This window comes from Mycobacterium sp. NGS17 (assembly GCF_059813205.1).
Map to the genome: position 1 here is coordinate 203,468 of NZ_JCALED010000009.1, position 21,789 is coordinate 225,256.

At 67.6% G+C, this 21,789-nt stretch carries 21 protein-coding genes; 5 read left to right on the top strand and 16 right to left on the bottom strand.

The annotated features are described in order from the left end of the window. Positions 1–3: 3 nt before the first annotated feature. The 5 genes from AC5Y7E_RS19785 to AC5Y7E_RS19805 all read right to left on the bottom strand — a co-directional run bounded on the left by AC5Y7E_RS19785 (position 4) and on the right by AC5Y7E_RS19805 (position 4,357). Positions 4–1,098: a sulfate/molybdate ABC transporter ATP-binding protein gene (locus AC5Y7E_RS19785; RefSeq protein WP_499915458.1), complete on the bottom strand. Its 1,095-nt coding sequence runs from the start codon at positions 1,096–1,098 to the stop codon at positions 4–6. 8 nt (positions 1,099–1,106) lie between these two features. Beyond that, positions 1,107–1,925 carry a sulfate ABC transporter permease subunit CysW gene (cysW, locus tag AC5Y7E_RS19790; RefSeq protein ID WP_499915456.1) on the bottom strand — a complete coding sequence of 273 codons (819 nt, stop codon included), beginning with the start codon at positions 1,923–1,925 and terminating at the stop codon, positions 1,107–1,109. Next, positions 1,922–2,794: a sulfate ABC transporter permease subunit CysT gene (gene cysT, locus AC5Y7E_RS19795; protein ID WP_499950456.1), complete on the bottom strand. Its 873-nt coding sequence runs from the start codon at positions 2,792–2,794 to the stop codon at positions 1,922–1,924. The genes cysW and cysT overlap by 4 nt, the downstream gene beginning before the upstream one ends. After that, positions 2,791–3,822: a sulfate ABC transporter substrate-binding protein gene (locus AC5Y7E_RS19800; protein ID WP_499915452.1), complete on the bottom strand. Its 1,032-nt coding sequence runs from the start codon at positions 3,820–3,822 to the stop codon at positions 2,791–2,793. Before AC5Y7E_RS19800 ends, cysT begins: the two co-directional genes overlap by 4 nt. Before the next feature lie 331 nt (positions 3,823–4,153). After that, complete coding sequence (locus AC5Y7E_RS19805) at positions 4,154–4,357, bottom strand: hypothetical protein (protein WP_499915450.1); 204 nt, start codon at positions 4,355–4,357, stop codon at positions 4,154–4,156. A 122-nt stretch (positions 4,358–4,479) separates the two neighbouring features. Between AC5Y7E_RS19805 and AC5Y7E_RS19810 the strand changes: the two genes are divergently transcribed. Beyond that, a complete protein-coding gene (locus AC5Y7E_RS19810; protein WP_499915448.1) occupies positions 4,480–6,516 on the top strand; it encodes a glycoside hydrolase family 15 protein in 2,037 nt (678 codons plus the stop codon). 66 nt (positions 6,517–6,582) lie between these two features. On the opposite strand, the gene AC5Y7E_RS19815 is transcribed toward AC5Y7E_RS19810, so the two are convergent. Genes AC5Y7E_RS19815 through lepA form a run of 3 tightly spaced genes read right to left on the bottom strand, consistent with a single transcriptional unit; the run spans position 6,583 to position 9,977 of the window. Continuing rightward, on the bottom strand, positions 6,583–7,326 hold the full coding sequence (locus tag AC5Y7E_RS19815; protein WP_499950458.1) for a sensor domain-containing protein: 744 nt from the start codon (positions 7,324–7,326) through the stop codon (positions 6,583–6,585). 27 nt (positions 7,327–7,353) lie between these two features. Continuing rightward, the gene (locus AC5Y7E_RS19820) at positions 7,354–8,112 is read right to left on the bottom strand and encodes a sensor domain-containing protein (protein ID WP_499950461.1); all 759 of its coding nucleotides are present in this window, start codon (positions 8,110–8,112) and stop codon (positions 7,354–7,356) included. 2 nt (positions 8,113–8,114) lie between these two features. Next, a complete protein-coding gene (gene lepA, locus AC5Y7E_RS19825) occupies positions 8,115–9,977 on the bottom strand; it encodes a translation elongation factor 4 (RefSeq protein WP_499950510.1) in 1,863 nt (620 codons plus the stop codon). A gap of 141 nt (positions 9,978–10,118) precedes the next feature. Between lepA and AC5Y7E_RS19830 the strand changes: the two genes are divergently transcribed. Next, a complete protein-coding gene (locus tag AC5Y7E_RS19830; protein WP_499950463.1) occupies positions 10,119–10,721 on the top strand; it encodes a type II toxin-antitoxin system PemK/MazF family toxin in 603 nt (200 codons plus the stop codon). 148 nt (positions 10,722–10,869) lie between these two features. Here the strand turns inward: AC5Y7E_RS19830 and AC5Y7E_RS19835 are convergent, their stop codons facing one another. After that, positions 10,870–11,298, bottom strand: coding sequence for a CBS domain-containing protein (locus tag AC5Y7E_RS19835; RefSeq protein WP_499915440.1), 429 nt, complete (start codon positions 11,296–11,298; stop codon positions 10,870–10,872). A 168-nt stretch (positions 11,299–11,466) separates the two neighbouring features. On the opposite strand from AC5Y7E_RS19835, the gene AC5Y7E_RS19840 reads away from it, so the two are divergent. Then, entirely contained in the window at positions 11,467–12,309 is an 843-nt protein-coding gene (locus AC5Y7E_RS19840; RefSeq protein ID WP_499915438.1) for a ribonuclease Z, read from the top strand. Positions 12,310–12,320: 11 nt separating this feature from the next. Here AC5Y7E_RS19840 and AC5Y7E_RS19845 read toward each other — a convergent pair whose 3' ends face one another. From AC5Y7E_RS19845 to AC5Y7E_RS19860, 4 genes are read right to left on the bottom strand one after another with little or no spacing between them, the layout of a single operon-like run. Beyond that, positions 12,321–13,022: a hypothetical protein gene (locus tag AC5Y7E_RS19845; protein ID WP_499950466.1), complete on the bottom strand. Its 702-nt coding sequence runs from the start codon at positions 13,020–13,022 to the stop codon at positions 12,321–12,323. Positions 13,023–13,060: 38 nt separating this feature from the next. Then, entirely contained in the window at positions 13,061–13,900 is an 840-nt protein-coding gene (locus AC5Y7E_RS19850) for a transglutaminase family protein (protein WP_499950468.1), read from the bottom strand. Continuing rightward, a complete protein-coding gene (locus AC5Y7E_RS19855; protein WP_499915432.1) occupies positions 13,900–14,877 on the bottom strand; it encodes an alpha-E domain-containing protein in 978 nt (325 codons plus the stop codon). Before AC5Y7E_RS19855 ends, AC5Y7E_RS19850 begins: the two co-directional genes overlap by 1 nt. Continuing rightward, the gene (locus AC5Y7E_RS19860; protein ID WP_499950469.1) at positions 14,864–16,537 is read right to left on the bottom strand and encodes a circularly permuted type 2 ATP-grasp protein; all 1,674 of its coding nucleotides are present in this window, start codon (positions 16,535–16,537) and stop codon (positions 14,864–14,866) included. Before AC5Y7E_RS19860 ends, AC5Y7E_RS19855 begins: the two co-directional genes overlap by 14 nt. A gap of 144 nt (positions 16,538–16,681) precedes the next feature. Here AC5Y7E_RS19860 and rpsT point away from each other — a divergent pair, with 144 nt between their 5' ends. Next, positions 16,682–16,942, top strand: a complete 261-nt coding sequence (gene rpsT, locus AC5Y7E_RS19865; RefSeq protein WP_499950470.1) for a 30S ribosomal protein S20 — start codon at positions 16,682–16,684, stop codon at positions 16,940–16,942. 28 nt (positions 16,943–16,970) lie between these two features. Here the strand turns inward: rpsT and holA are convergent, their stop codons facing one another. The 3 genes from holA to AC5Y7E_RS19880 form a co-directional block, all read right to left on the bottom strand. Beyond that, positions 16,971–17,939 (bottom strand): DNA polymerase III subunit delta, encoded by a 969-nt coding sequence (gene holA / locus AC5Y7E_RS19870; RefSeq protein ID WP_499915427.1) that lies wholly within the window; start codon positions 17,937–17,939, stop codon positions 16,971–16,973. Between the two features lie 64 nt (positions 17,940–18,003). Beyond that, complete coding sequence (locus AC5Y7E_RS19875) at positions 18,004–19,500, bottom strand: ComEC/Rec2 family competence protein (RefSeq protein WP_499950471.1); 1,497 nt, start codon at positions 19,498–19,500, stop codon at positions 18,004–18,006. 50 nt (positions 19,501–19,550) lie between these two features. Next, positions 19,551–20,420: a ComEA family DNA-binding protein gene (locus AC5Y7E_RS19880; RefSeq protein WP_499950472.1), complete on the bottom strand. Its 870-nt coding sequence runs from the start codon at positions 20,418–20,420 to the stop codon at positions 19,551–19,553. Positions 20,421–20,621: 201 nt separating this feature from the next. On the opposite strand from AC5Y7E_RS19880, the gene AC5Y7E_RS19885 reads away from it, so the two are divergent. After that, complete coding sequence (locus AC5Y7E_RS19885) at positions 20,622–21,782, top strand: acyl-CoA dehydrogenase family protein (protein ID WP_499950473.1); 1,161 nt, start codon at positions 20,622–20,624, stop codon at positions 21,780–21,782. Positions 21,783–21,789: the final 7 nt, after the last annotated feature.

The window sequence follows — 21,789 nt, forward strand, 5'->3', positions numbered from 1 at the left end:
GGGTTACGCCGACGTCAGCGTGTTGTCATCTTCGTCGGCCCCGTGCGCGCGGCTAGCGTCGGCGGAATCAAGGGCGATCGGCGGAACGCGGGTGGCGCGCACGTAGACGGTGTCGCCGTCGCGCAGGGCCAACGCCTCGGCGTCGCCGCGGGTGATCTGGGCGGTGAAGAAGCCGCCGGTGGCGGCGCTGGTCAACTCGACCCGTACCTCGAAACCCAGCGTGACCACGCGGTCGACGACGGCGCGCACCACCCCGACGGAATCGGCGGTGCCGTCCCCGCCGGCGATCGCCATCTGGGGGTTGCGACCCACCCGGATGTCGTGCGGGCGCACCAGGGTGCCGTTCAGGGTGGACACCGCACCGAGGAACGACATCACGAACGCGTTCGCCGGGGTGTCATAGACGTCGGTCGGTGAACCGATCTGCTCGATGCGGCCCTGGTTGAGCACCGCGATGCGGTCGGCGACGTCCAACGCCTCGGCCTGGTCGTGGGTCACCAGCACCGTGGTCACGTGCACCTCGTCGTGCAGGCGCCGCAACCACGCTCGCAGGTCCTCGCGCACCTTGGCGTCCAGCGCTCCGAACGGCTCGTCGAGCAGCAGCACCTGCGGATCGACGGCCAGCGCCCGCGCCAGTGCCATCCGCTGGCGCTGACCGCCGGACAGCTGGTTGGGGTAGCGGGCCGCAAGCCCGCTCAGTCCAACCACTTCCAGCAGGTTGTCGACTTTGGCTTTGATCTCGGCTTTGGGTCGCTTGCGGACCTTGAGCCCGTAGGCGACATTGTCGCGGACCGTCAGGTGCTTGAACGCCGCGTAGTGCTGGAACACGAATCCGATGCCGCGGCGCTGCGGTGGCACCCGGGTCACGTCGCGGCCGTAGATGGTGACGGTTCCGGTGTCGGGCTGGTCGAGGCCGGCGATGGTACGCAGCAGGGTCGACTTTCCCGAACCGCTGGGACCCAGCAAGGCCGTCAGCGAGCCGGTGGGCACGACGAAGTCGACGTGGTCCAGGGCGACGTAATCGCCATAGCGTTTGTTGGCATCACGCACGATGATGGCGAGGTCGTCGCGGTTGGAGCCGGCGTCGGTCACGGTCATTCCCCTCGTCAGGCCTGTCTGGCCGCTCGTGTGCGGCGCGCGTCGAGCACCACCTGGAAAACCAACACCAGCACGGCGACTCCCATCAGCAGCGTGGACAGCGCATAGGCGCCGTACTCCGCGCCGCGGTTGTAGCGGTCGGAGACGAGCAGCGTCAGTGTCTGCGACTTCCCGGGCAGGTTCGAGGACACCATGAGCACTGCGCCGTATTCCCCGAGCGTACGTGCGATGGTCAACACGATGCCGTAGGTCAGGCCCCACCGGATGGACGGCAAGGTGATCCGCCAGAAGGTCTGCCACCACCCCGAACCCAGGGTGGCCGCCGCCTCCTCCTGGTCGGTTCCCAGCTCGTGCAGCACCGGCTCGACTTCGCGAACCACGAAAGGAAGCGTGACGAAGATGCTGGCGAGCACGATTCCGGGCAGGCCGAAGATGATCTTGAACCCGAGGTCTTGCTCCACGAACCCCAGCGCACCGGCCGACCCCCACAACACGATCAACGCGACGCCCACGATGACGGGCGAGACGGCGAACGGCAGGTCGATGACGGCCTGCAGCACGCCCTTGCCACGAAACCGGTTGCGCGCGAGCACCAATGCCGTGGGAATGCCGAAGACGACGTTGAGGGGCACCACGATGGCGACCACGAGCAGCGTCAGATTCAGCGCCGATATCGCGGCGGGGGTGCTCACCCAGGCGTAAAACTGGCCGAGCCCGGGAGCAAACGTGCGCCACAGGATCAACGCCACCGGGACGACCAGCAGGACGAAGATGTATCCGAGCGCGATGAACCGCAACCAATAGCGCACTCCCGCAGACGATGTCATGCGGACAGCTCCTCTCGCTCGGCCGCGTGCCCGCCCACGATCCGCAGGATGAGCAGCACGACAAACGAAATGGCCAACAGCACAATCGATATCGCGGCGGCGCCGGTGCGGTCGTCGTTCTCGATCAGAGTGCGTATCCACTGCGACGACACTTCGGTCTTGCCCGGCACCGCACCCCCGATGAGAACCACGGATCCGAATTCGCCGATGGCCCGGGAGAATGCCAGGCCCGCACCGGACAACAACGCGGGCAGCAGCGACGGCAGCACCACGGAGGTGAAGATCTTCGGGCCGCTGGCACCGAGCGACGCCGCGGCCTCCTCGGTTTCGCGATCCAATTCCAAGAGCACCGGCTGGACGGCGCGCACCACGAACGGCAGGGTGACGAAGGCCAGCGCCACCGTCACACCCCATGACGTGTGCTGCAGGTGCAGGCCGACCGGGCTGTTGTTGCCGTACAACGCCAGCATCACCAGGCTGGCGACGATCGTGGGCAGCGCGAACGGCAGATCGATGATCGCGTCGACGAGCCGCTTGCCCGGAAAGTCGTCACGCACCAGCACCCAGGCGATGACCAGGCCGAAGACCAGGTTGAGCACGGTCACCCCGGCCGAGATCGTCAGGGTCACCCGGAACGACTCGACCGCGGCGTTCGAGGAGACCGCGAGCCAGAAGGCGTGCCAGCCGCCACCGGCGGATTGCCAGGCGATGGCCGCCAGCGGCAGCAGCACGATCACCGACAGCCACACCGTGGCCGCTCCGACCCGAAGGGCGGTGGTCCCGCGGCCGCGCCCGGGAAGCGGTCCCGGTGGTGCGTCACCGCTGAGCTCGGGCCGGATCGCCAGCGGGTCCGGCGTGATGGCCGTCATCCGGTCGCCTTCGTGTAGATCTTGGTGATGCTGCCGCTGTTCTTGTCGAACAGCTGCGGATCCGCCGTGGTCCAGCCGCCCAGGTCGGCGATGGTCCACAGTTTCGCCGGTACCGGGTACTGGTTTCGGAAATCGGCGGCGACGGCCGGATCGACCGGACGGAAACCGGCCTGCGCCCAGACCTTTTGGGCCGCGGCGGTGTATTGGAAGTTCTTGAAGGCGACGGCGGCGTCCAGGTGCGGGCTGGTGTTGACCACGGCCACCGGGTTGTCGATCTTGAAGGTCTGCGCCAGATTGATGTGTTCGACCGGCTTTCCCGCCCGCTCCGTGGCGATGGCCTCGTTCTCGTAGCTGATCAACACATCACCGCTGCCCTGGACGAAAACATCGGTGGCTTCGCGCCCGGATCCGGGGCGCAGTTTGACGTGTTCGGTCACCAGCTTCTTGATGAAATCCACGCCGGCATCACTATGGGCGCCGCCTTCGCTCTTGACGGCGTACGGCGCGAGCAGATTCCACTTGGCCGATCCGGAACTCAGTGGGCTCGGGGTGATGACCTCGACGCCCGGCCGCAACAGGTCATCCCAATCCTTGATGTTCTTCGGATTGCCCTTTCGCACCACCAGTGTGACAACCGAGCCGAACGGAATTCCCTTGGTGGCGTCGACATTCCAGTCCTTGGAAACCTTGCCGGCCTTCACAAGACGAGCGATGTCGGGTTCGACGGAGAAGTTCACGACGTCGGCCGGCTTGCCGTCGACGACGCCGCGGGACTGGTCGCCGGATGCCCCATAGGAAGTGACGACTTGCACGCCCTTTCCCTCATCGGAGGCATTGAACGCCGGAATTATCTTGCTCCACCCCGGTTCTGGGACCGAGTAGGCCACCAGGGTGATGCTGGTGCGCGCGTTGGCCAGCCCGCCGCCACCGACGGCATCACTGGCACCGCCGTGGCATCCGGCGATGAGGCCGGCAAGCAGGGCAAGGGCGAGGACGGGCCGCCACTGTGTTGCGGTCCTGATGTCCATTGAGGGCCTTCCGATGCGGAACGTAGGGGATTTCGGTCCCGTTTCTGCGGATAGGCACCTAGAACTTCAGGAGAATTCGATAACTCCAGACCAGACCGCGTACGGGTTTGGGAGTCAGCGACAACAGTGCACGAAGGGATAGCAGCCCGGAATGCCGAATGCCACGCGCATGGCGGGAAGCCTAACAGGAATTGACGTTGCCGCCACCGCGACGGGGGGCGACCGGGCCACGGCCCCTAGTGGTGCACCAGGTGGGTGACCAACCACGTGACGAGCACCAGCGCCACCAGGATGCCAAGGATCAGCGTCACGTGTGATCGAGGCATGCGCGTTACTCGGGCGCCCCGTCGGCGTGGCGGGCGCGGCGCATCAGTTCGATGCCCTTGCCGAGTAGGCCATCCAACGCGGCCGCCACCGCGTAGGCCACCACCAGCACGATCGGCATCACCACCATGGCCTGCACTACGAAAGGAAGCCCCGAAAGCCAAAGCTCGTTGCCGTCCCACCAATTGAGGAACGCGTTCACGGGGCCCACCTTATTCGGCCCGGCTGCCGAAGACCAATGCGCGAAAGGTCGGCGCACGACTGCCCCGGCGCGCGCCACGCCACCTCGCCGAAAGGTTGGACGCGCGATCACTGAGCAGCGATGATGTCCAGATGGTTCTGCATGCCCAACCCGAAGACCAGCCGACCGACACCGCGCCCGAGGACGCGTTTCCCGCGGCCGCGTCGGCGGCGTCTTCGTCGATCGACTTGCGCACGGCCGGGCCGCTCGCTCCCAGTGCGGCGCTGCGGAATCCGTTTCCGCCGATCGCCGACTACGCATTCCTGTCGGACTGGGAAACCACCTGCCTGATCTCGCCGGCCGGGTCGGTGGAATGGCTGTGCGTGCCGCGGCCGGACTCCCCCAGCGTGTTCGGCGCGATCTTGGACCGCAGCGCCGGCCACTTCCGGCTGGGGCCGTACGGCGTCTCGGTGCCCTCGGCCCGCCGCTACCTTCCCGGCAGCCTCATCATGGAGACCACCTGGCAGACCCACACCGGGTGGCTGATCGTGCGTGACGCGCTGGTCATGGGGCCCTGGCACGACCTGGAGCGGCGGTCGCGGACCCATCGCCGCACGCCGATGGACTGGGATGCCGAGCACATCCTGCTGCGCACCGTGCGTTGCGTCAGCGGCACCGTCGAATTGATGATGAGCTGCGAGCCGGCGTTCGACTACCACCGCGTCGGCGCCGCCTGGGAGTACTCCGCCAACGCGTATGGCGAGGCCGTCGCGCGCGCCACCAAGGACCCCGACGCCCACCCGACGATGCGGCTCACGAGCAATCTGCGTATTGGGCTCGAAGGCCGGGAGGCCCGCGCGCGCACCCGGATGAAAGAGGGCGACGACGTGTTCGTCGCGCTGAGCTGGACCAAGCACCCGGCGCCGCAGACCTACCAAGAGGCCGCCGAGAAAATGTGGCAGACCACCGAGTGTTGGCGGCAGTGGATCAACATCGGTAACTTCCCCGACCACCCGTGGCGGGCGTACCTGCAGCGCAGCGCGCTGACGCTGAAGGGCCTGACGTATTCGCCCACCGGTGCGCTGCTGGCGGCCAGCACCACGTCGCTGCCGGAAACGCCGCAGGGCGAACGCAATTGGGATTACCGCTACGCGTGGGTGCGCGACTCGACGTTCGCGTTGTGGGGCCTGTACACACTGGGGCTCGACCGCGAGGCCGACGACTTCTTCGCGTTCATCGCCGACGTCTCCGGCGCCAACCACAACGAGCGGCACCCGCTGCAGGTCATGTACGGCGTGGGTGGCGAACGCAGCCTGGTCGAAGAAGAGCTGCATCACCTATCGGGCTACGACCACGCCCGACCGGTGCGAATCGGCAACGGCGCCTACGACCAGATCCAGCACGATATCTGGGGCTCCATCCTGGATTCCTTCTACCTGCACGCCAAGTCGCGCGAGCAGGTCCCGGAGACGTTGTGGCCGGTGCTGAAGAAGCAGGTGGAGGAGGCGATCAAGCACTGGCGCGAGCCGGACCGCGGCATCTGGGAGGTGCGCGGGGAACCGCAGCACTTCACGTCGTCGAAGGTGATGTGCTGGGTGGCACTCGACCGCGGAGCCAAGCTGGCCGAGCGGCAGGGCGAGAAGAGCTATGCCCAGCAGTGGCGGGCGATCGCCGAGGAGATCAAGAACGACATCCTGCAACACGGCGTGGACTCGCGCGGGGTCTTCACCCAGCGCTACGGCAGTGACGCGCTGGACGCCTCGCTGCTGTTGGTGGTGCTGACGCGGTTCCTGCCACCGGATGACCCGCGGGTGCGCAACACCGTCTTGGCGATCGCCGACGAGCTCACCCAGGAAGGCCTGGTGCTGCGCTACCGGGTCGAGGAGACCGACGATGGGCTGTCCGGCGAAGAGGGCACCTTCACGATCTGCTCGTTCTGGCTGGTGTCGGCGCTGGTCGAAATCGGAGAGGTGCGGCGCGCCAAACGCCTGTGTGAGCGGCTGCTGTCCTACGCCAGCCCGCTGCACCTCTACGCCGAGGAGATCGAGCCGCGCACCGGCCGGCAGCTGGGCAACTTCCCGCAGGCGTTCACCCACCTGGCGCTGATCAACGCAGTGGTGCACGTCATTCGCGCCGAGGAGGAAGCCGACGGTTCCGGGATGTTCCAGCCGGCGAACGCTCCGATGTGACGTGGCGATCGCAAGCGCGGCGTGAGCCGGGCGAAGCGGGTCGCCACCATCAGACCCCGCAGCGCGTCAGCCGCGGCTGCTGAGCTTGTCCATGAGCGCGTGGGTGAGGTCGACGGCCGTCGAGTTGATATCGGCGTTCCCCGCGTCTGCCGGGGTATAGATCGGAATGAAGTCGACGGTGACCTCGACCAGGTAAGGCCCCTTGACGCCGAGGGCCCGCGCGGTGGGGATTGCGTTCAAACCCCCGTGTGGGCCGGACCCCATCGAAACGGTAGCCGCGACAACGGAATCCCGGACGCGTACGTCGGAGATGGCGTCCGAACCCCATACGTCGATGGGCTCGACGGTCAGCGTGGTGCCGTCGCACTTCTGCCACTGCGCGGTGAATTTGGCGAACAACGCGCTGGCGTCCCCGGTCGTGCGCAACGCCACGATGCCTTCCTGGATGCTGTCGACCTTCACGGAATCACCCTTGTGCACCCACATTTCGGCGGCAGTGTCTTGGATCGGCGCTGAACCATAGGTGCCCCGCTGCATCAGGTGAACGACTCCGATGCAGTCGGCGGGCTGGCCGTTGTCCCAGTTGCTTCCCAACTTGTCGGTGCCGCCGAACTCCGAGTAGTGCGGGTAGGGCTGAAACGGCTGACCGAGCAGCCTTGCCAGCGCGGTGCCGTCGAACAAGGCCCGCTTGATGGCCGGCACCCGCCCCGCGTCCGGCGCCAGAGTGGCTGTGCCAGAAGTGGTTTCGGTGCACCCGCTCGCCAGCAGCACCGCAACCAAAGCGGCCAGCGGGCGCCCGCTGCTTGTCACTTCGTTCCTTGCCTCCCCGGCGCGACGTCAGCCCAGCGCGCTGACTTTGTCCATCAGGGCGTGCGCCACGTCGATCGCGCTGGAGTTGATGTCCGCCGATCCCGGGTCAGAGGACCGGCGTCCGCCGAAGAACACCACCTGCACCTCGACGAGGCAGTTCGACCGGATGCCGATGGCGCGTGCCTGCGGGGTCGGTCGCAGGGGCGGCATGTTGGGCAGTATGGATGTCGCGGTTTTGGTTGCCGCGACGGTGGATTCGGTGGCGCGGACATCGCTGATGACGTTCGTGGTGCTGATCGGACCGGACTGTTCCGACGTCGTCATGCCGTTGCACTGCTGCCACTGCCCCGAGAACTGAGCGAACAGCGCCCGGGCCTGCGTGGCCGACGGAAGCGTGACCACGCCCTCCTCGACCACGATCACCTGCGCCGGTTGGCCGTTGTTCCACCACGACTCCGACGCAACATCTTTCACGTCGGCCGACCGGTACACGCCCTGCTGCAACATCGCCGTCACGCCCAGGCAGCCGGCCTGCGTTGTCGATCGCTTGACCTGATAGAGCTTTTCGGGCCCGCCGAACGAGGCCGGATCACGCGCCACGAAGGTCTGATCGAGCATCCGCGACAGCGTCGCGCCGTCGAGGAGCACCTGCTTGACCGTCGCGCCGCTGAGCGGTCCCGGCTTCAGGTTCGGCGCCGGCTTCGCCGTGCCGGCCACGACGTCACCGCAGCCCGTCGCCAGTGCGGCGACGGCCATCAGCACCGTCGCCATTCCCCGCATTCGCATGGTTATTTCTTGCCCTTGTCCCCCGCGGCGTCGGCGGAAAGCGCCGCGACGAACGCCTCCTGTGGCACATCGACGCGCCCGATGGTCTTCATCCGCTTCTTGCCTTCCTTCTGCTTTTCCAGAAGCTTGCGTTTACGGGTGATGTCGCCGCCGTAGCACTTGGACAACACGTCCTTGCGGATCGCGCGGATGTTCTCGCGCGCAATGATTTTCGATCCGATGGCGGCCTGGACGGGCACCTCGAACTGCTGGCGCGGGATGAGCTCTTTGAGCTTGGTGGTCATCTTGTTGCCGTAGGCCGATGCCCCGTCCTTATGAACGATCGCGCTGAACGCGTCGACCGCCTCGCCCTGCAACAGGATGTCGACCTTGACCAGTTGAGCCTCTTGCTCGCCGGCCTCCTCGTAGTCGAGGCTGGCGTAGCCCCGGGTGCGCGACTTCAGCGAGTCGAAGAAGTCGAAGATGATCTCGCCCAACGGCATGGTGTAGCGCAACTCGACCCGTTCGGGTGACAGGTAATCCATGCCGCCCAGCTCGCCGCGACGCGACTGGCACAGTTCCATGATGGTGCCGATGAATTCGCTGGGGGCGATGATCGTGGTCTTGACCACCGGCTCGTATACCTCGCGGATCTTGCCCTCCGGCCAGTCCGACGGGTTGGTCACCCAGATCTCGGTGCTGTCCTCCTTGATCACGCGATAGACCACGTTGGGCGACGTCGAGATCAGGTCCAGATTGAACTCGCGCTCCAGGCGCTCACGGGTGATCTCCATGTGCAGCAGACCCAGGAAGCCGCAACGGAATCCAAAGCCCAGCGCCACCGATGTCTCCGGCTCGTAGGTCAGGGCGGCGTCGTTGAGTTGCAGGCGGTCCAGGGCGTCGCGCAGAACCGGGTAGTCCGAACCGTCCACCGGATACAGGCCGGAGTAGACCATCGGCTTGGGTTCGCGGTATCCGGTCAGCGCTTCGGCGGCACCGTGGCGTGCCGTCGTCACGGTGTCACCCACCTTGGATTGTCGGACGTCTTTGACGCCGGTGATGAGGTAACCCACTTCCCCCACGCCCAGGCCGTCGCTGGCCTTCGGCTCCGGCGAGACGATGCCGACCTCGAGCAGTTCGTGGGTGGCGCCGGTGGACATCATCGCGATGCGCTCGCGCGGGGTGATCTTGCCGTCGACCACCCGGACGTAGGTCACCACACCGCGGTAGATGTCGTAGACCGAGTCGAAGATCATGGCGCGCAGCGGCGCGTCGGCCTCACCCTGCGGGGGTGGCACCTCGCGCACCACGTGATCGAGCAGGTCGGCGACGCCGTCTCCGGTCTTGCCGGAGACCCGCAGCACGTCGCCCGGCTCGCAACCGATGATGTGGGCGATCTCGGCGGCGTAGCGATCCGGGTCGGCCGCCGGCAGGTCGATCTTGTTCAGCACCGGAATGATGTGCAGGTCGCGGTCCAGCGCCAAGTAGAGGTTGGCCAGGGTCTGCGCCTCGATGCCTTGTGCGGCGTCGACCAGCAGCACCGCGCCCTCGCATGCCTCCAGCGCGCGCGACACCTCGTAGGTGAAGTCGACGTGGCCGGGGGTGTCGATCAGGTGCAGCACGTAATCTTTTCCGGCGTCGGGGCCGCCGGTGACTTTCCACGGCAGGCGCACGTTCTGGGCCTTGATGGTGATCCCCCGCTCGCGCTCGATGTCCATCCGGTCCAGGTACTGGGCGCGCATCGACCGCTCGTCGACGACGCCGGTGAGCTGGAGCATCCGGTCGGCCAGCGTGGACTTGCCGTGGTCGATGTGGGCGATGATGCAGAAGTTCCGAATCTGCGCCGGCGCTGTGAAGGTCTTGTCGGCGAAACTGCTGATGGGAATCTCCTGGTGCGTGCAAGCTTGACGGGGTGCTTTGCCGCCGTTTCTGGGACGGTTCGCGGGTCTGTCCAGCGTATCCAGACCGGGCCGCGCTGACCTACTTGGACACAATCGCACCCCGCCCCTCGCGTCTATGCTGCGAATATGGCGTCCCCCCGGAAATCCCAGTGGAAGACGTTTCAGCGGTTTGCCGAGAATCTGGTGTTCAACAACGCCCCTCGCCTGGCCCGGCAGGTGCAGAATTCCCAAACCGTACTGCGTGAGCTGCAGCAGGCGGTGCGGATCACCGCGAACGTGATCGCCGCCGTGTCGCCGGCGCCCGCCGATACGCCCGTCACCGGCCGGCCGGTGACCAGCGCCAGCCTGCCGACCGCGCAGCGGGCCCGCAAGCTGGTGTACGCGCCGAGCCTGGACGGCCGGGCCGATCCGGGCGAGATCGTCTGGACGTGGGTGGTCTACGAGGACGACCCCACCCGGGGCAAGGACCGCCCGGTCCTGGTGGTGGGACGGGACCGCAGCGTCTTGCTGGGGTTGATGGTGTCCAGCCAGGAGCGTCACGCCGCGGATCACGACTGGATTGGAATCGGTTCTGGCCCTTGGGATTACGAGGGCAGACCAAGTTGGGTCCGGCTGGACCGGGTGCTCGACGTGCCCGAAGAGGGCATTCGGCGTGAAGGAGCCATCCTGGATCGCGAGATCTTCGATGTGGTCGCCGCGCGGCTGCGTGCCGAGTACTCCTGGCGCTAGTGCGCCGCCGAGCGTGCACTCAGGGCGTTAGTGCGCCGCCGAGCGTGCATTCAGGGCGAGAAAACGCCGAGATTTTCGCCGTGAGTGCACGTTCGGCGAGTGACGCCGGCGAGCGGAGCCGCGCGAGCGGCGCCGGAGAAGCGCTCGTTCAGCCCTGGGTGATGTAGGACTGCAGCTGCCGCTGCTCTGCTTCGAGTTCTTCCAGCCGGGTCTTCACCACGTCACCGATGCTGACGATGCCGATCAGCTTCTTGCCGTCCAGGACCGGCACGTGCCGCACCCGGTTCTTGGTCATCAACACGCTGATGGCGTCGACCTCGTCGGTCTTGCTGCAGGTCGCCAGCATCGAGGTCATGATCTTGGATACCGGGCGAGACAGCACGCTGGCGCCGTGCGTATGCAGCTGGCGCACCACGTCGCGTTCCGACACGATGCCCACCACACCCTCGTCGCCGACCACCACCATGGCGCCGATGTTCTGGTCGCTCAGCCCCGCAAGCAGCTCGCGAACCGTCGCGTCCGGGTTGATGGTCACCACCGCCGCGCCCTTGTTCCGCAAGACGTCCGCTATCCGCATGGGGCCTCCAGCCGGGTTGTGATCCGCTTCACATCAGGCTACGGCTTCCTCGCGCGGCGGGAAAGCCGCCAAGAGAACCTGCAAACAGATCGTGTCCAAATCGGTGAAAGCGCCGCTGATCGGGCGATTGGACCCCTGCGGGCACGCCGGGGCTTGCAAGATAGGGCCATGATCGAGGTCACGCTGCTGGGTACCGGAAGTCCGATCCCCGATCCGAACCGCGCCGGGCCCTCAACCCTGGTGCGCGCCGGAGGGCAGGCGTTCCTGGTCGATTGCGGGCGCGGCGTGCTGCAGCGCGCCGCCGCAGTAGGGGTCGGCGCGGCCGGATTGTCGGCGTTGCTACTCACCCACCTGCACAGCGACCACATCGGAGACCTCGGCGACGTGCTCATCACCCGGTGGATCAGCACTTTCACGCCCAATCCCCCGCCGCTGCCCATCATCGGACCCCCCGGCACCGCCGAGGCGGTCGCGGCGACGTTGAACGCGTTCCGCCACGACATCGGCTACCGGATCGCCCACCACCAGGACATCAGCGAGCCGCCGGCGGTGGACGTCCACGAATACACCGAGGGCCCCGTCTGGGATCGCGACGGGGTAACCATTCGCACGGCCCCCACCGACCACCGGCCGGTGTCCCCGACCATCGGCTTTCGGGTCGAATATCAGGGCGCCTCGGTGGTGCTCGCCGGTGACACCGTCCCGTGCGCCGGCCTGGACGAGCTGGCGGCAGGCGCCGACGCGCTGGTGCACACCGTTATCCGCAAGGACATCGTCGCCACCATCCCCCAGCAGCGGCTGCAGGACATCTGTGACTACCACTCGTCTGTGGAGGAAGCGGCGGCGACCGCGGCCCGGGCCGGGGTGGCCACCCTGGTGATGACGCATTACGTCCCCGCGCCGGTGCCCGGCCAGGAAGAACAATGGCGTGCGCTGGCGGCCACGAATTTCGGTGGACGCATCGAACTCGGTGACGATTTGCACCGGGTCCAGATCGACGCACACACGTGACGGCCGCCGCTTTATCGGTCTGCCGAACCTCGTTGCGCCGCAGGGGATAACGCAAAGCTTGCCACCATCAGCCAGGTCAGCGCCAGCACCCGCGCGACCGGCAAAATGACGCCTAGCGCCGGCCAGATCAGCACCACCGCCGCCGCCTCGGCGAGAACGGCCGTCGCCAAACCGATCCCGGCGAGCGGTTTGGGCAGCACTGCCCTCCCGGAGGCCGCGATCGCGCCGACCAGCAGGCCCAACGCCACGATGTGCGCCGGACCGCCGGCGAGAAACACCAGCAAGTAAAGCGCCCTCACCAATGCCTGGTTCGCCCCGACTTCCGGTATCGACAACGTCCAGCCCAGCAGCCCGGCCAGGCCGAGCGCACCGGCGGCCAGGACGCCACCGGTCAGCGCGACCGACGCGGATCCGGCCCTCGCCCCGAGGTGCCGCAATCGGGCACCGGCGATCGCACCGTAGAGCGCCAGCGGCACCGAGGACGCAAACGTCCCGACGGCGATGATCCGTACGGCCGCCGGCTGAGCCCGGACGTAGTTCGTGACGGCGGCCGGCGGGCCGTATGGCAACGGCATGACGCCGCCTACGGCGACCCCGATGGCGATGCCGCCGACGAGCAGCGCGATGCAGCCCAGGGACAGCGGCGCAAGGGGCCACCCGCTACGACTTGGGTTCTCGTCGCGCCGAGCCGCGACCCCGGCCGAATCGTTCATTCCCGCAACGCTATCCCCGTGCCTGAGTATCACCCCGGCTAGGCGAGCCGAGTTACCTCCACGATCACGTCGAGGTCGGTGGCGCCCTCCCCGGAGTAGATGCCCTTCAACGGGGAGACGTCGGCGTAGTCGCGGCCCGCGCCCACGCCCACGTACTGCTCGGTGATCTCGGTGGCGTTGGTGGGGTCATAGCTCCACCACGCGCCCGTCCACGCCTCGATCCAGGCGTGGCTTCGCCCGTCTACGGTGTCCCCGACCACGGCATCGCGTTTGGGATGCAGATAGCCCGATACGTAATGCGCAGGAATTCCCATGCTGCGCAACAACATCAGCGACAGGTGCACGAAGTCCTGGCAGACACCCTTGCCCGCCTTCAGCGCGTCCAGCCCGGACGAGTGCACGCTGGTGGTCCCCGGAAGGTATTCCAATTCGTTGCGTACCCAATCGGCTGCCGCCACAACGGCTTCGGCCGGCTTGTGGGTTTTGCTGATCTTCTTGCCAACCGACGCGACGCGCTTGCTGGCCGGGGCATGCTCGGTGGGGCGAAGCAGGTCGTCGTAGCGATCGATCACCGTCTCCGATTGCAGGTCGCTCCAGTCCACATCCATCGAGAGTGGCTCGGCCCGCTCGGTTTCGACGACCGAGGACGACATCACCGTGAGATCGGTGTGCGGCGCGTGCAGGTCGAAAGCGGTGACCGCGGTGCCCCAGTAGTCGATGTAGCGGTAGGACCGGGTCGCGGGGATGGTTTCGACGCGGTTGAGGATCACGTTCTGCCGGGTGTTCGACCGCGGGGTCAGGCGAGCCTCGTTGTAGGAGGCGGTCACCGGCGACTGGTAGGCATATCCGGTGGTGTGCACCACCCGCAGCCGCCACATCAGCCGTCCCCCTTCCTGCTGACCAGCCGGGCGCGCTGCCCCGCATCCGACCACGCCACCCAGGGCGTGACGTGAAAGTACTGCAGCGCCAACGCCTCGCCGACGTCACGGCAGGTCCGCTGCAGCCCGGCCAGCCGGCTTTCCAACGATTCCAGTAGCACGCCGGGCTGGACGAACTCCAACTCGCTGCGGGCCTGGCCGAGCAGCCGCTGCGCCTCGGCGGTGGCCCCGATCCGGCTCTGCCGGTTGTGGACCAGTTCGTCGAGATTGTGTTCGGCGAGCCGCAGCGAGTAGAACACCGAACGCGGAAACAGCCGGTCCAGCAACATGAATTCGACCACCCGGCCCGCGTCCAACACACCGCGGTAGGTGCGCAGGTAGGTGTCGTGGGCGCCGGCCGAACGCAACAGCGTGACCCACGCCGGGGACGAGGCGCTGTCACCGACACGCGACAGCAGCAGCCGCACCGTCATGTCGACCCGTTCGATCGCCCGGCCCAGCACCATGAACCGGTAGCCGTCGTCGCGGGACAGCGTCGAGTCCGCCAGGCCGGCGAACATCGCAGCACGACGCTCGATGAACGACAAGAAGTCATGCGGCCCAAGACGTTTGGCGGCCCGTTCCCGCTCTGGCAGGGCGTGATAGGTGGTGTTGAGACACTCCCAGATCTCGCTGGAGGTCACCTCGCGCGCCGATTTCGCGTTTTCTCGTGCCGAGGTGATGGCGTCGACGATCGAGCAGCCACCCTGGGCGTTGGTGCTGTAGGCCACCAGGTCGGTCAAGGACCACACGTCCAGGTGGTGATCCGGTGGGTCGATGCCGAGCACCCGCAGCAGCAGGCGCGATGCCTGGTCCGGGTCGACGCTGGAATCCTCGAGCAACTGGTGCAGCGCCACGTCCAGGATGCGGGCGGTGTCGTCGGCGCGCTCGACGTAACGGCCGATCCAGTACAGCGCCTCGGCGTTACGTGCCAGCATCGTGCACCGCCCTTTGTTGTTGCTGCTGCTCGAGCTGCTCGCGCTGGGGCAGTTCGGCGGGCTGCGCCTGCTGAGATGTCAGCCGTTGCGCCTCTTCCAACGGGTCGGGCAGCGAACGCACCACCTCCGCCGCCTCGAGTTCGTGGTCGCCGGCCGCCGCCCGCGACGCCAACACCCACGTGTCCTTGGAGCCTCCGCCCTGGCTGGAGTTGACCACCCGCGACCCCTCGACCAGGGCCACCCTGCTCAGCCCGCCGGGCAGCACCCACACGTCGTTGCCGTCGTTGACCGCGAACGGTCGCAGATCGACGTAGCGGGGGGCCAGGGTGTTGCCGATCTGCGTCGGGACCGTCGACAGCTCCATCATCGGCTGCGCGATCCAGCTCCGGGGATCGTCACGCACCTTCTTGGCGGCGGCGGCCAGCTCCTTCTCCGAGGCCTCCGGACCGAACACGATGCCATAGCCTCCGGATCCCTCCACCGGCTTGAGAACCAGCTCGTCGATGCGGTCCAGCACCTCTTCACGCTCGTCGTCGAGCCAGCAGCGCAACGTCTCGACGTTGGCCAGCAGGGGTTTTTCGCCCAGGTAGTACTCGATCATCGTGGGGACGTAGGTGTAGACGAGTTTGTCGTCCCCGACGCCGTTGCCGATCGCGCTGGAGATGGAGACGTTGCCGGCGCGGGCCGCGTTGACCAGGCCGGCCACGCCCAGCACCGAGTCGGCGCGGAACTGCAGCGGGTCCAGGAAGGCGTCGTCGATGCGCCGATAGATGACGTCGACCTGGCGTTCGCCCTCGGTGGTGCGCATGTACACCTGGTTGTCGCGGCAGAACAGGTCGCGCCCTTCGACCAGCTCGACGCCCATCTGGCGGGCCAGCAGCGAATGCTCGAAATAGGCCGAGTTGTAGACGCCCGGGGTCAGCACCACCACGGTCGGATCCGCCTCGTTGGTGGCCGCGGAGTTGCGCAAAGCCCGCAGCAGGTGCGAGGCGTAGTCGTCGACCGCACGCACCCGGTGGGTGGCGAACAGGTTGGGAAAGACGCGCGCCATGGTGCGCCGGTTCTCCATCACGTAGGACACACCGGACGGCGAGCGCAGGTTGTCCTCGAGAACCCGCCAGACGCCCTTGTCATCGCGGATCAGGTCGATGCCGGCCACGTGGATGCGCACCCCGTTGGGTGGGACGATGCCCATCGCCTGGCGGTGGAAATGTTCACAAGAGGTGATCAGCCGGCGCGGGATGACACTGTCGTTCAGTATTTCCTGGTCACCGTAGATGTCATCGAGGTACATCTCGAGCGCCTTGACCCGCTGGGTGATGCCGCGTTCCAGGCGCATCCAGTCGACCGCCGAGATCACCCGCGGCACCAGGTCCAGCGGAAACGGCCGCTCCTGGCCCGATAGCGAGAAGGTGATCCCCTGGTCGAGGAAGGCGCGGGAGAGCGCCTCGGCGCGAGCCCTCAGCTCCGAGGCGTCCGACGGCGCGAGCTCGGCGTAGATACCCCGGTACGGGCCGCGGACGGCGCCCTGAGCATCGAACATCTCGTCGAACGCCATCTCGTAGGCGTCCGAAGACCCGTTGTACCCGCCGAAAATGCGTTCAGAACGGGCAGCGCGAAAACCCCGCTTGGTGTCGTCAAGCTGGTTCGTAAGACTCACTGTTCAGATGCTGCCTCAAGTCGACGTTCTGGCAGCCCACGTGTTCCCGTTTTGGGAGAAAACGTAACTCACTGATAACCTGGGCAATCGCTGTGGTGATATCCGGCGCCCCACAAAACGTCTAATCGAAGAAGGAACTCCAGCGTGGCCAACATCAAGTCGCAGCAGAAGCGCAACAAGACGAACGAGCGCGCTCGCCTGCGCAACAAGTCGGTGAAGTCGTCGCTGCGTACCGCTGTCCGCGCCTTCCGCGAGGCCGCCCACGCCGGCGACAAGGAGAAGGCCGCCGAGTTGCTGGTGTCGACCACCCGCAAGCTGGACAAGGCCGCCAGCAAGGGCGTCATCCACAAGAACCAGGCGGCGAACAAGAAGTCGGCGCTGGCGCAGGCCCTCAACAAAATCTGAGGCCCTACCGGCAGGCGACGCCCACCCTCTAGCGACCGCGCTGGGCGGCCAGCTCGGCAACCTGCCTTACCGCGGATTCCAGGGCGTAGTCGGCGTCCACCACCGCTCCCTTGACGTTCGCGTTGAGCGCCGCCACCACCTTCATCGCCGAGGCCACCGAGTCATTCGACCAACGCCGCGCCTGTTTCTGGGCCTTCTGCACCCGCCAAGGCGGCATCCCGAGCTGTGACGCGAGCCGGTAGGGATCACCTGACAGGGGGCCGACCCGGCCGATCGTGTGGATCGCCTCAGCAAGCGCATCGGCCAGCACCACCAGTGGCTCCCCCCGCATCATCGCCCACCGCAGCGCCTCGGCGGCTCCTTCGATGTCGCCGGTCACCGCCTTGTCCGCGATGTCGAAGCCCTTCACCTCGGCCCTGCCGCTGTGATAGCGGCGCACCGCAGCGGCGTCGACCAGCCCGCCGGTGTCGGCCACCAACTGGGAGCAGGCAGAAGCCAGCTCCCGCAGATCAGAACCGACCGAATCCAGCATCGCGGTCACCGTGTCCTCGTCGGCCTTGACCCGCAAACCGCGAAATTCCTTGCGGACGAAGTCGATCCGTTCGCTGAGTTTGGTGATCCGCGCGCACGCATGCACCTCGGCGCCCAGGGATTGCAGCTCGGTGGCCAGCGCCTTGGCTCGCCCGCCACCCGAGTGCACCACGACCAGCACCACGCCCGTCGGCATGTCACTCGCGGCCGAAACGATCACCGCCGCAGCGTCTTTGCCGGCTTCGCCGGCGGCCTCGAGCACGACGATGCGTTCGTCGGCGAACAATGACGGACTCAGCAGCTCGGCGAGCTCATACGTGCTGACATCGCCGGCGCGCATTCGGTTGACCGGAACGTCGTCGGTGCCGGCCCGTTTGCGCGCCGACCGCAAAACGTTAGCCACCGCCCGCTCGACCAGCAGTTCCTCGTCTCCCAGGACCAGGTGCAACGGCGAAACCTCGCTCACCCCACGATGGTGTCACGCCCCACCGACTGCGCCGCCCGGGGATCCAACGGCTCAGCAATCCGTGCTACCACAGCCCGGACAGCGCCCAGGCCAGCCCGGTCAGCGCCGCCACTGCCCCCACGACGCGGAAAGGCCGCCACCGCCACAACACCACCGCCAGCACCGTGACCCCGCCGACGATCATCGTGCCGGGCACACCCTGCGGCACCGGCAAGGTCGCGCCCGCCATGTTGGCAGCGCAGCGGGCGACTTGGTCCACCCACCACAACTCGGGACCGGTGAACCGGATCAGCAGCCGCGCGGCGCCCGGCCATATCCCGCACAGCGCGGCCGCCGCGGTGCCTAACACCGTGATCGGCGCGATGACGGCGGCCACCACGAGGTTCGCGAGCGCGGCAACCACACTGAATCGGCCCGAGATCGCCGCCACCAGAGGCGCGGTCACCACCTGCGCGGCCCAGGCGACGGCCAGCGCATCGGCCAGCGGCTTGGGCCATCCTTTGCCGACCAGGCGCCGCGACCAGACCGGCGCGATGACGACCAGCGCGGCGGTGGCGACCACGGACAGCGCGAACCCCACGTCGACGGCCAGCGCGGGGGCGACGGCCAGCAGCACCAGCACCGTGGCGGCCAGGGCCGGAATGGCCTGGCGCCGGCGTGAAGACAACATGCCCGCCAGCGCGATGGCACTCATCACCGCCGCCCGCAACACACTCGCCGTGGGCTGCACGACGATGACGAAGGCCACCAGGGCCAGCGCGGCAAGCGCGACAGCCGCCCGCGGGCCGATCAACCGCGCCGAGAACAACACCGCGCCACACACGATCATCACGTTCGCGCCCGACACGGCCATCAGGTGCGTCATGCCGGCCGCGCGGAAATCGCGGTTGATGTCGGCCGGCACCGCCGAGGTGTCGCCTAGCACCAGCGCGGGCAGCATCGCTGCCTGCTCCCCGGGCAGCGCGTCGCGGGCGGCGACGGCGAATCGGTCGCGCACCGCGTGCGCGGCCCGCTGCACGGCGCTTGCGGCGCCCATGGTCGGCTGCCCCGATGCGTTGAGCACCGCGACCGTCAAGTCGCGACGGGTCGGCCGGGTGATGCGCGCGGTGAACTGCACCGGCTGGCCCACCGCCACGGCGGCGAAGTCCGAGGCGCGCGCGAAAACGACCACCCGGCCGGATGTTTCGGCGGTGCGCAAGCGCTGCAGGGTGGCGCGAAACATCAACCGGCTGCTGCCCAGCGACACCGTGCTCTCGGTGGGGGTGACCGTGACTTGGGCGCTGCTGCCGAAGGCCGCGGTGATCGGGTGGTGAACGACGGCGTCGGTGCGCAGCGCGATGGCGAAGCCGTACCCCGCCCCCACCACACCGACCGCCGCGAGGCCGGCGCTGATCGATCGCAGCCGCGCATTCCGGCCGGGCCGGTGCGCCGCACGCCACGCCAGCGCACCGGACGCGGCAATCAACCCGACGCAGCACCAGGCGAGCATCGGGCCGGCCTGCCACCAGACCCCGCCGGCGGTCACCACCCAACAGGTCAACGCGGCCGGCACCAGGCGCACATCGGCATGCTCGGAAGGCGATTCGCCCGGTCCGGGATGAACCACCGGGGTCAGACACGGACGAGGGCGCGCAGCTTCTCCAGCCGCGCCGGCCCGATGCCCTCGACTTCGGCGAGCTGGTCGACGCTGGTGAATTTGCCGTTGGATTGCCGCCACGCCACGATCGCGGCCGCGGTGACCGGTCCGACCCCGGGAAGATCGTCGAGTTGCTGAGCGGTCGCGGTGTTCAGGTCGACGGTCTGGCCGGGCTTCGGCTTGACCGACCCCGGCGCCGATGGCGGTGCCTTCGATGTGGGTGTCGTTCCGGTTGCCACCGAACTGCCCAGCGCCGTCGGCTGCCCGGGAACCGGGGCGAGACCCACCACGATCTGTTCGCCGTCACCGACCGGCCGGGCCATGTTCAATCCGATGGTGTCCGCGCCGTCCACCGCGCCGCCGGCGGCCGACAGCGCATCGGCGATGCGCGCGCCCGGTGCGAGCGTCACCAGACCCGGCGAGTGCACCAGGCCGACCACGCTGACCACCACCGGGCGGTCGGGACTCGGCGGCTGTGCGGCACCCGGGCCGGCCGATGACCTGGGGCCGGCCGTCGAGACCTTCTCCACCGGTGGCAGCTTGGCCGACATCACCGGCGCCGGGCGGTCGCGCAGCAAGGTGAACACCGTGACCAGCACCGCCAGCGCCGCCACGATCGCCAACCCGATGGCGCCGGCCCGTCCGGGGTCGGCACGCACCCTGGCCACCCAGCCGCGGCCCTGTGACGCGTCGGGGAGCCACCGCGGCAACAGCGAATTCTGGTCGTCATCGGGGGCCTCCTCCGTCGAGCCCGAGGGCGCGTCGCCGGGCTCGACGGGCGCTTCGGTCTCCGGTTCAGCGTTGAGCCGTCGCTGTAGGCGCTCCGCCGGAAGTTCTGTTCGCATGGGCCGACGGTAGGTCCGCGCACCGCCCCGACGGCATCGCTCAGCGGCGCCACCGGGCCGATCTGTGAATTAACCCGAGGCTGTGCACAGAGTCCGCGAGGGATGGGTCAAGATGGAAGTCGAGCGAACGACCGGCATCGCCAGAAAGCAGCTCTGGGCGCTGCGTGGTCACACCTCACCCGAAACGACAGGAGGCTGCCGATGCAACTGGCGCTCACACCCGAGGAAGCCGCGTTCCGCGACGAGCTTCGCAACATCTACACCACCAAGATTCCCGAGGAGCTGCGCGAGCGGGTGCGCCAGGGGTCGGCGGCAGTGATCCACGAGGACATCGTCACCAGCCACAAGATCCTGCACGAGCACGGCTTGGCGGTACCGAACTGGCCAGTCGAGTGGGGCGGCAAGGACTGGACGCCGACCCAGCACCAGATCTGGGCCGACGAGATGCAGCTGGCGTGCGTGCCCGAGCCGCTGAACTTCAACACCAAAATGGTGGGCCCGGTGATCGCCGAATTCGGTTCGGAGGAGGTCAAACAACGCTTCCTGCCCCCGACGGCCAGCCTCGACATCTGGTGGTGCCAGGGCTTTTCGGAGCCCGAGGCCGGCTCGGACCTGGCGTCCCTGCGTACCACCGCGGTCCGCGACGGCGACAGCTACGTCGTCAACGGCCAGAAGACCTGGACCACGCTCGGCCAATACGCGGACTGGATCTTCTGCCTGGTCCGCACCGATCCGCAGGCGCCCAAGCGGCAGGCCGGCATTTCGTTCCTGCTGTTCGACATGGATACGCCGGGCATCACCCTGCGGCCCATCAAAACGATCGACGGCGGACAAGAGATCAACGAGGTCTTCTTCGAAGACGTCCGGGTGCCCGCCAATCAGCTTGTCGGAGAAGAGAACCAGGGCTGGACGTACGCCAAGTTCCTGCTGGGCAACGAGCGCACCGGCATCGCCGGCGTGGGGCGGACCAAGGTGCGCCTCGCCGAGGTGAAGAAGCACGCCACGGCTACCGGGGTGCTCAACGACCCGCTGTTCGCGGCGCGGCTGGCCGAGGCCGAAAACGAGCTGCTGGCACTGGAACTCACGCAGTCGCGAGTGGTCACGGACTCCGCGGACGGACAGCCCAACCCCGCCTCGTCGGTGCTCAAGCTGCGCGGCAGCCAACTTCAGCAGGTCGCCACCGAACTGCTCGTCGAGGTGGCCGGGCCGGATGCGCTGCCGGCCGACGGCGAAGACATTTCGTCGCCGCCCTGGGCGCAACACAGTGCGCCGCACTACCTCAACTATCGCAAGACGTCGATCTACGGCGGTAGCAGCGAGGTGCAGCGCAACATCATCGCGTCGACGATTCTGGGATTGTGAGGCAGCC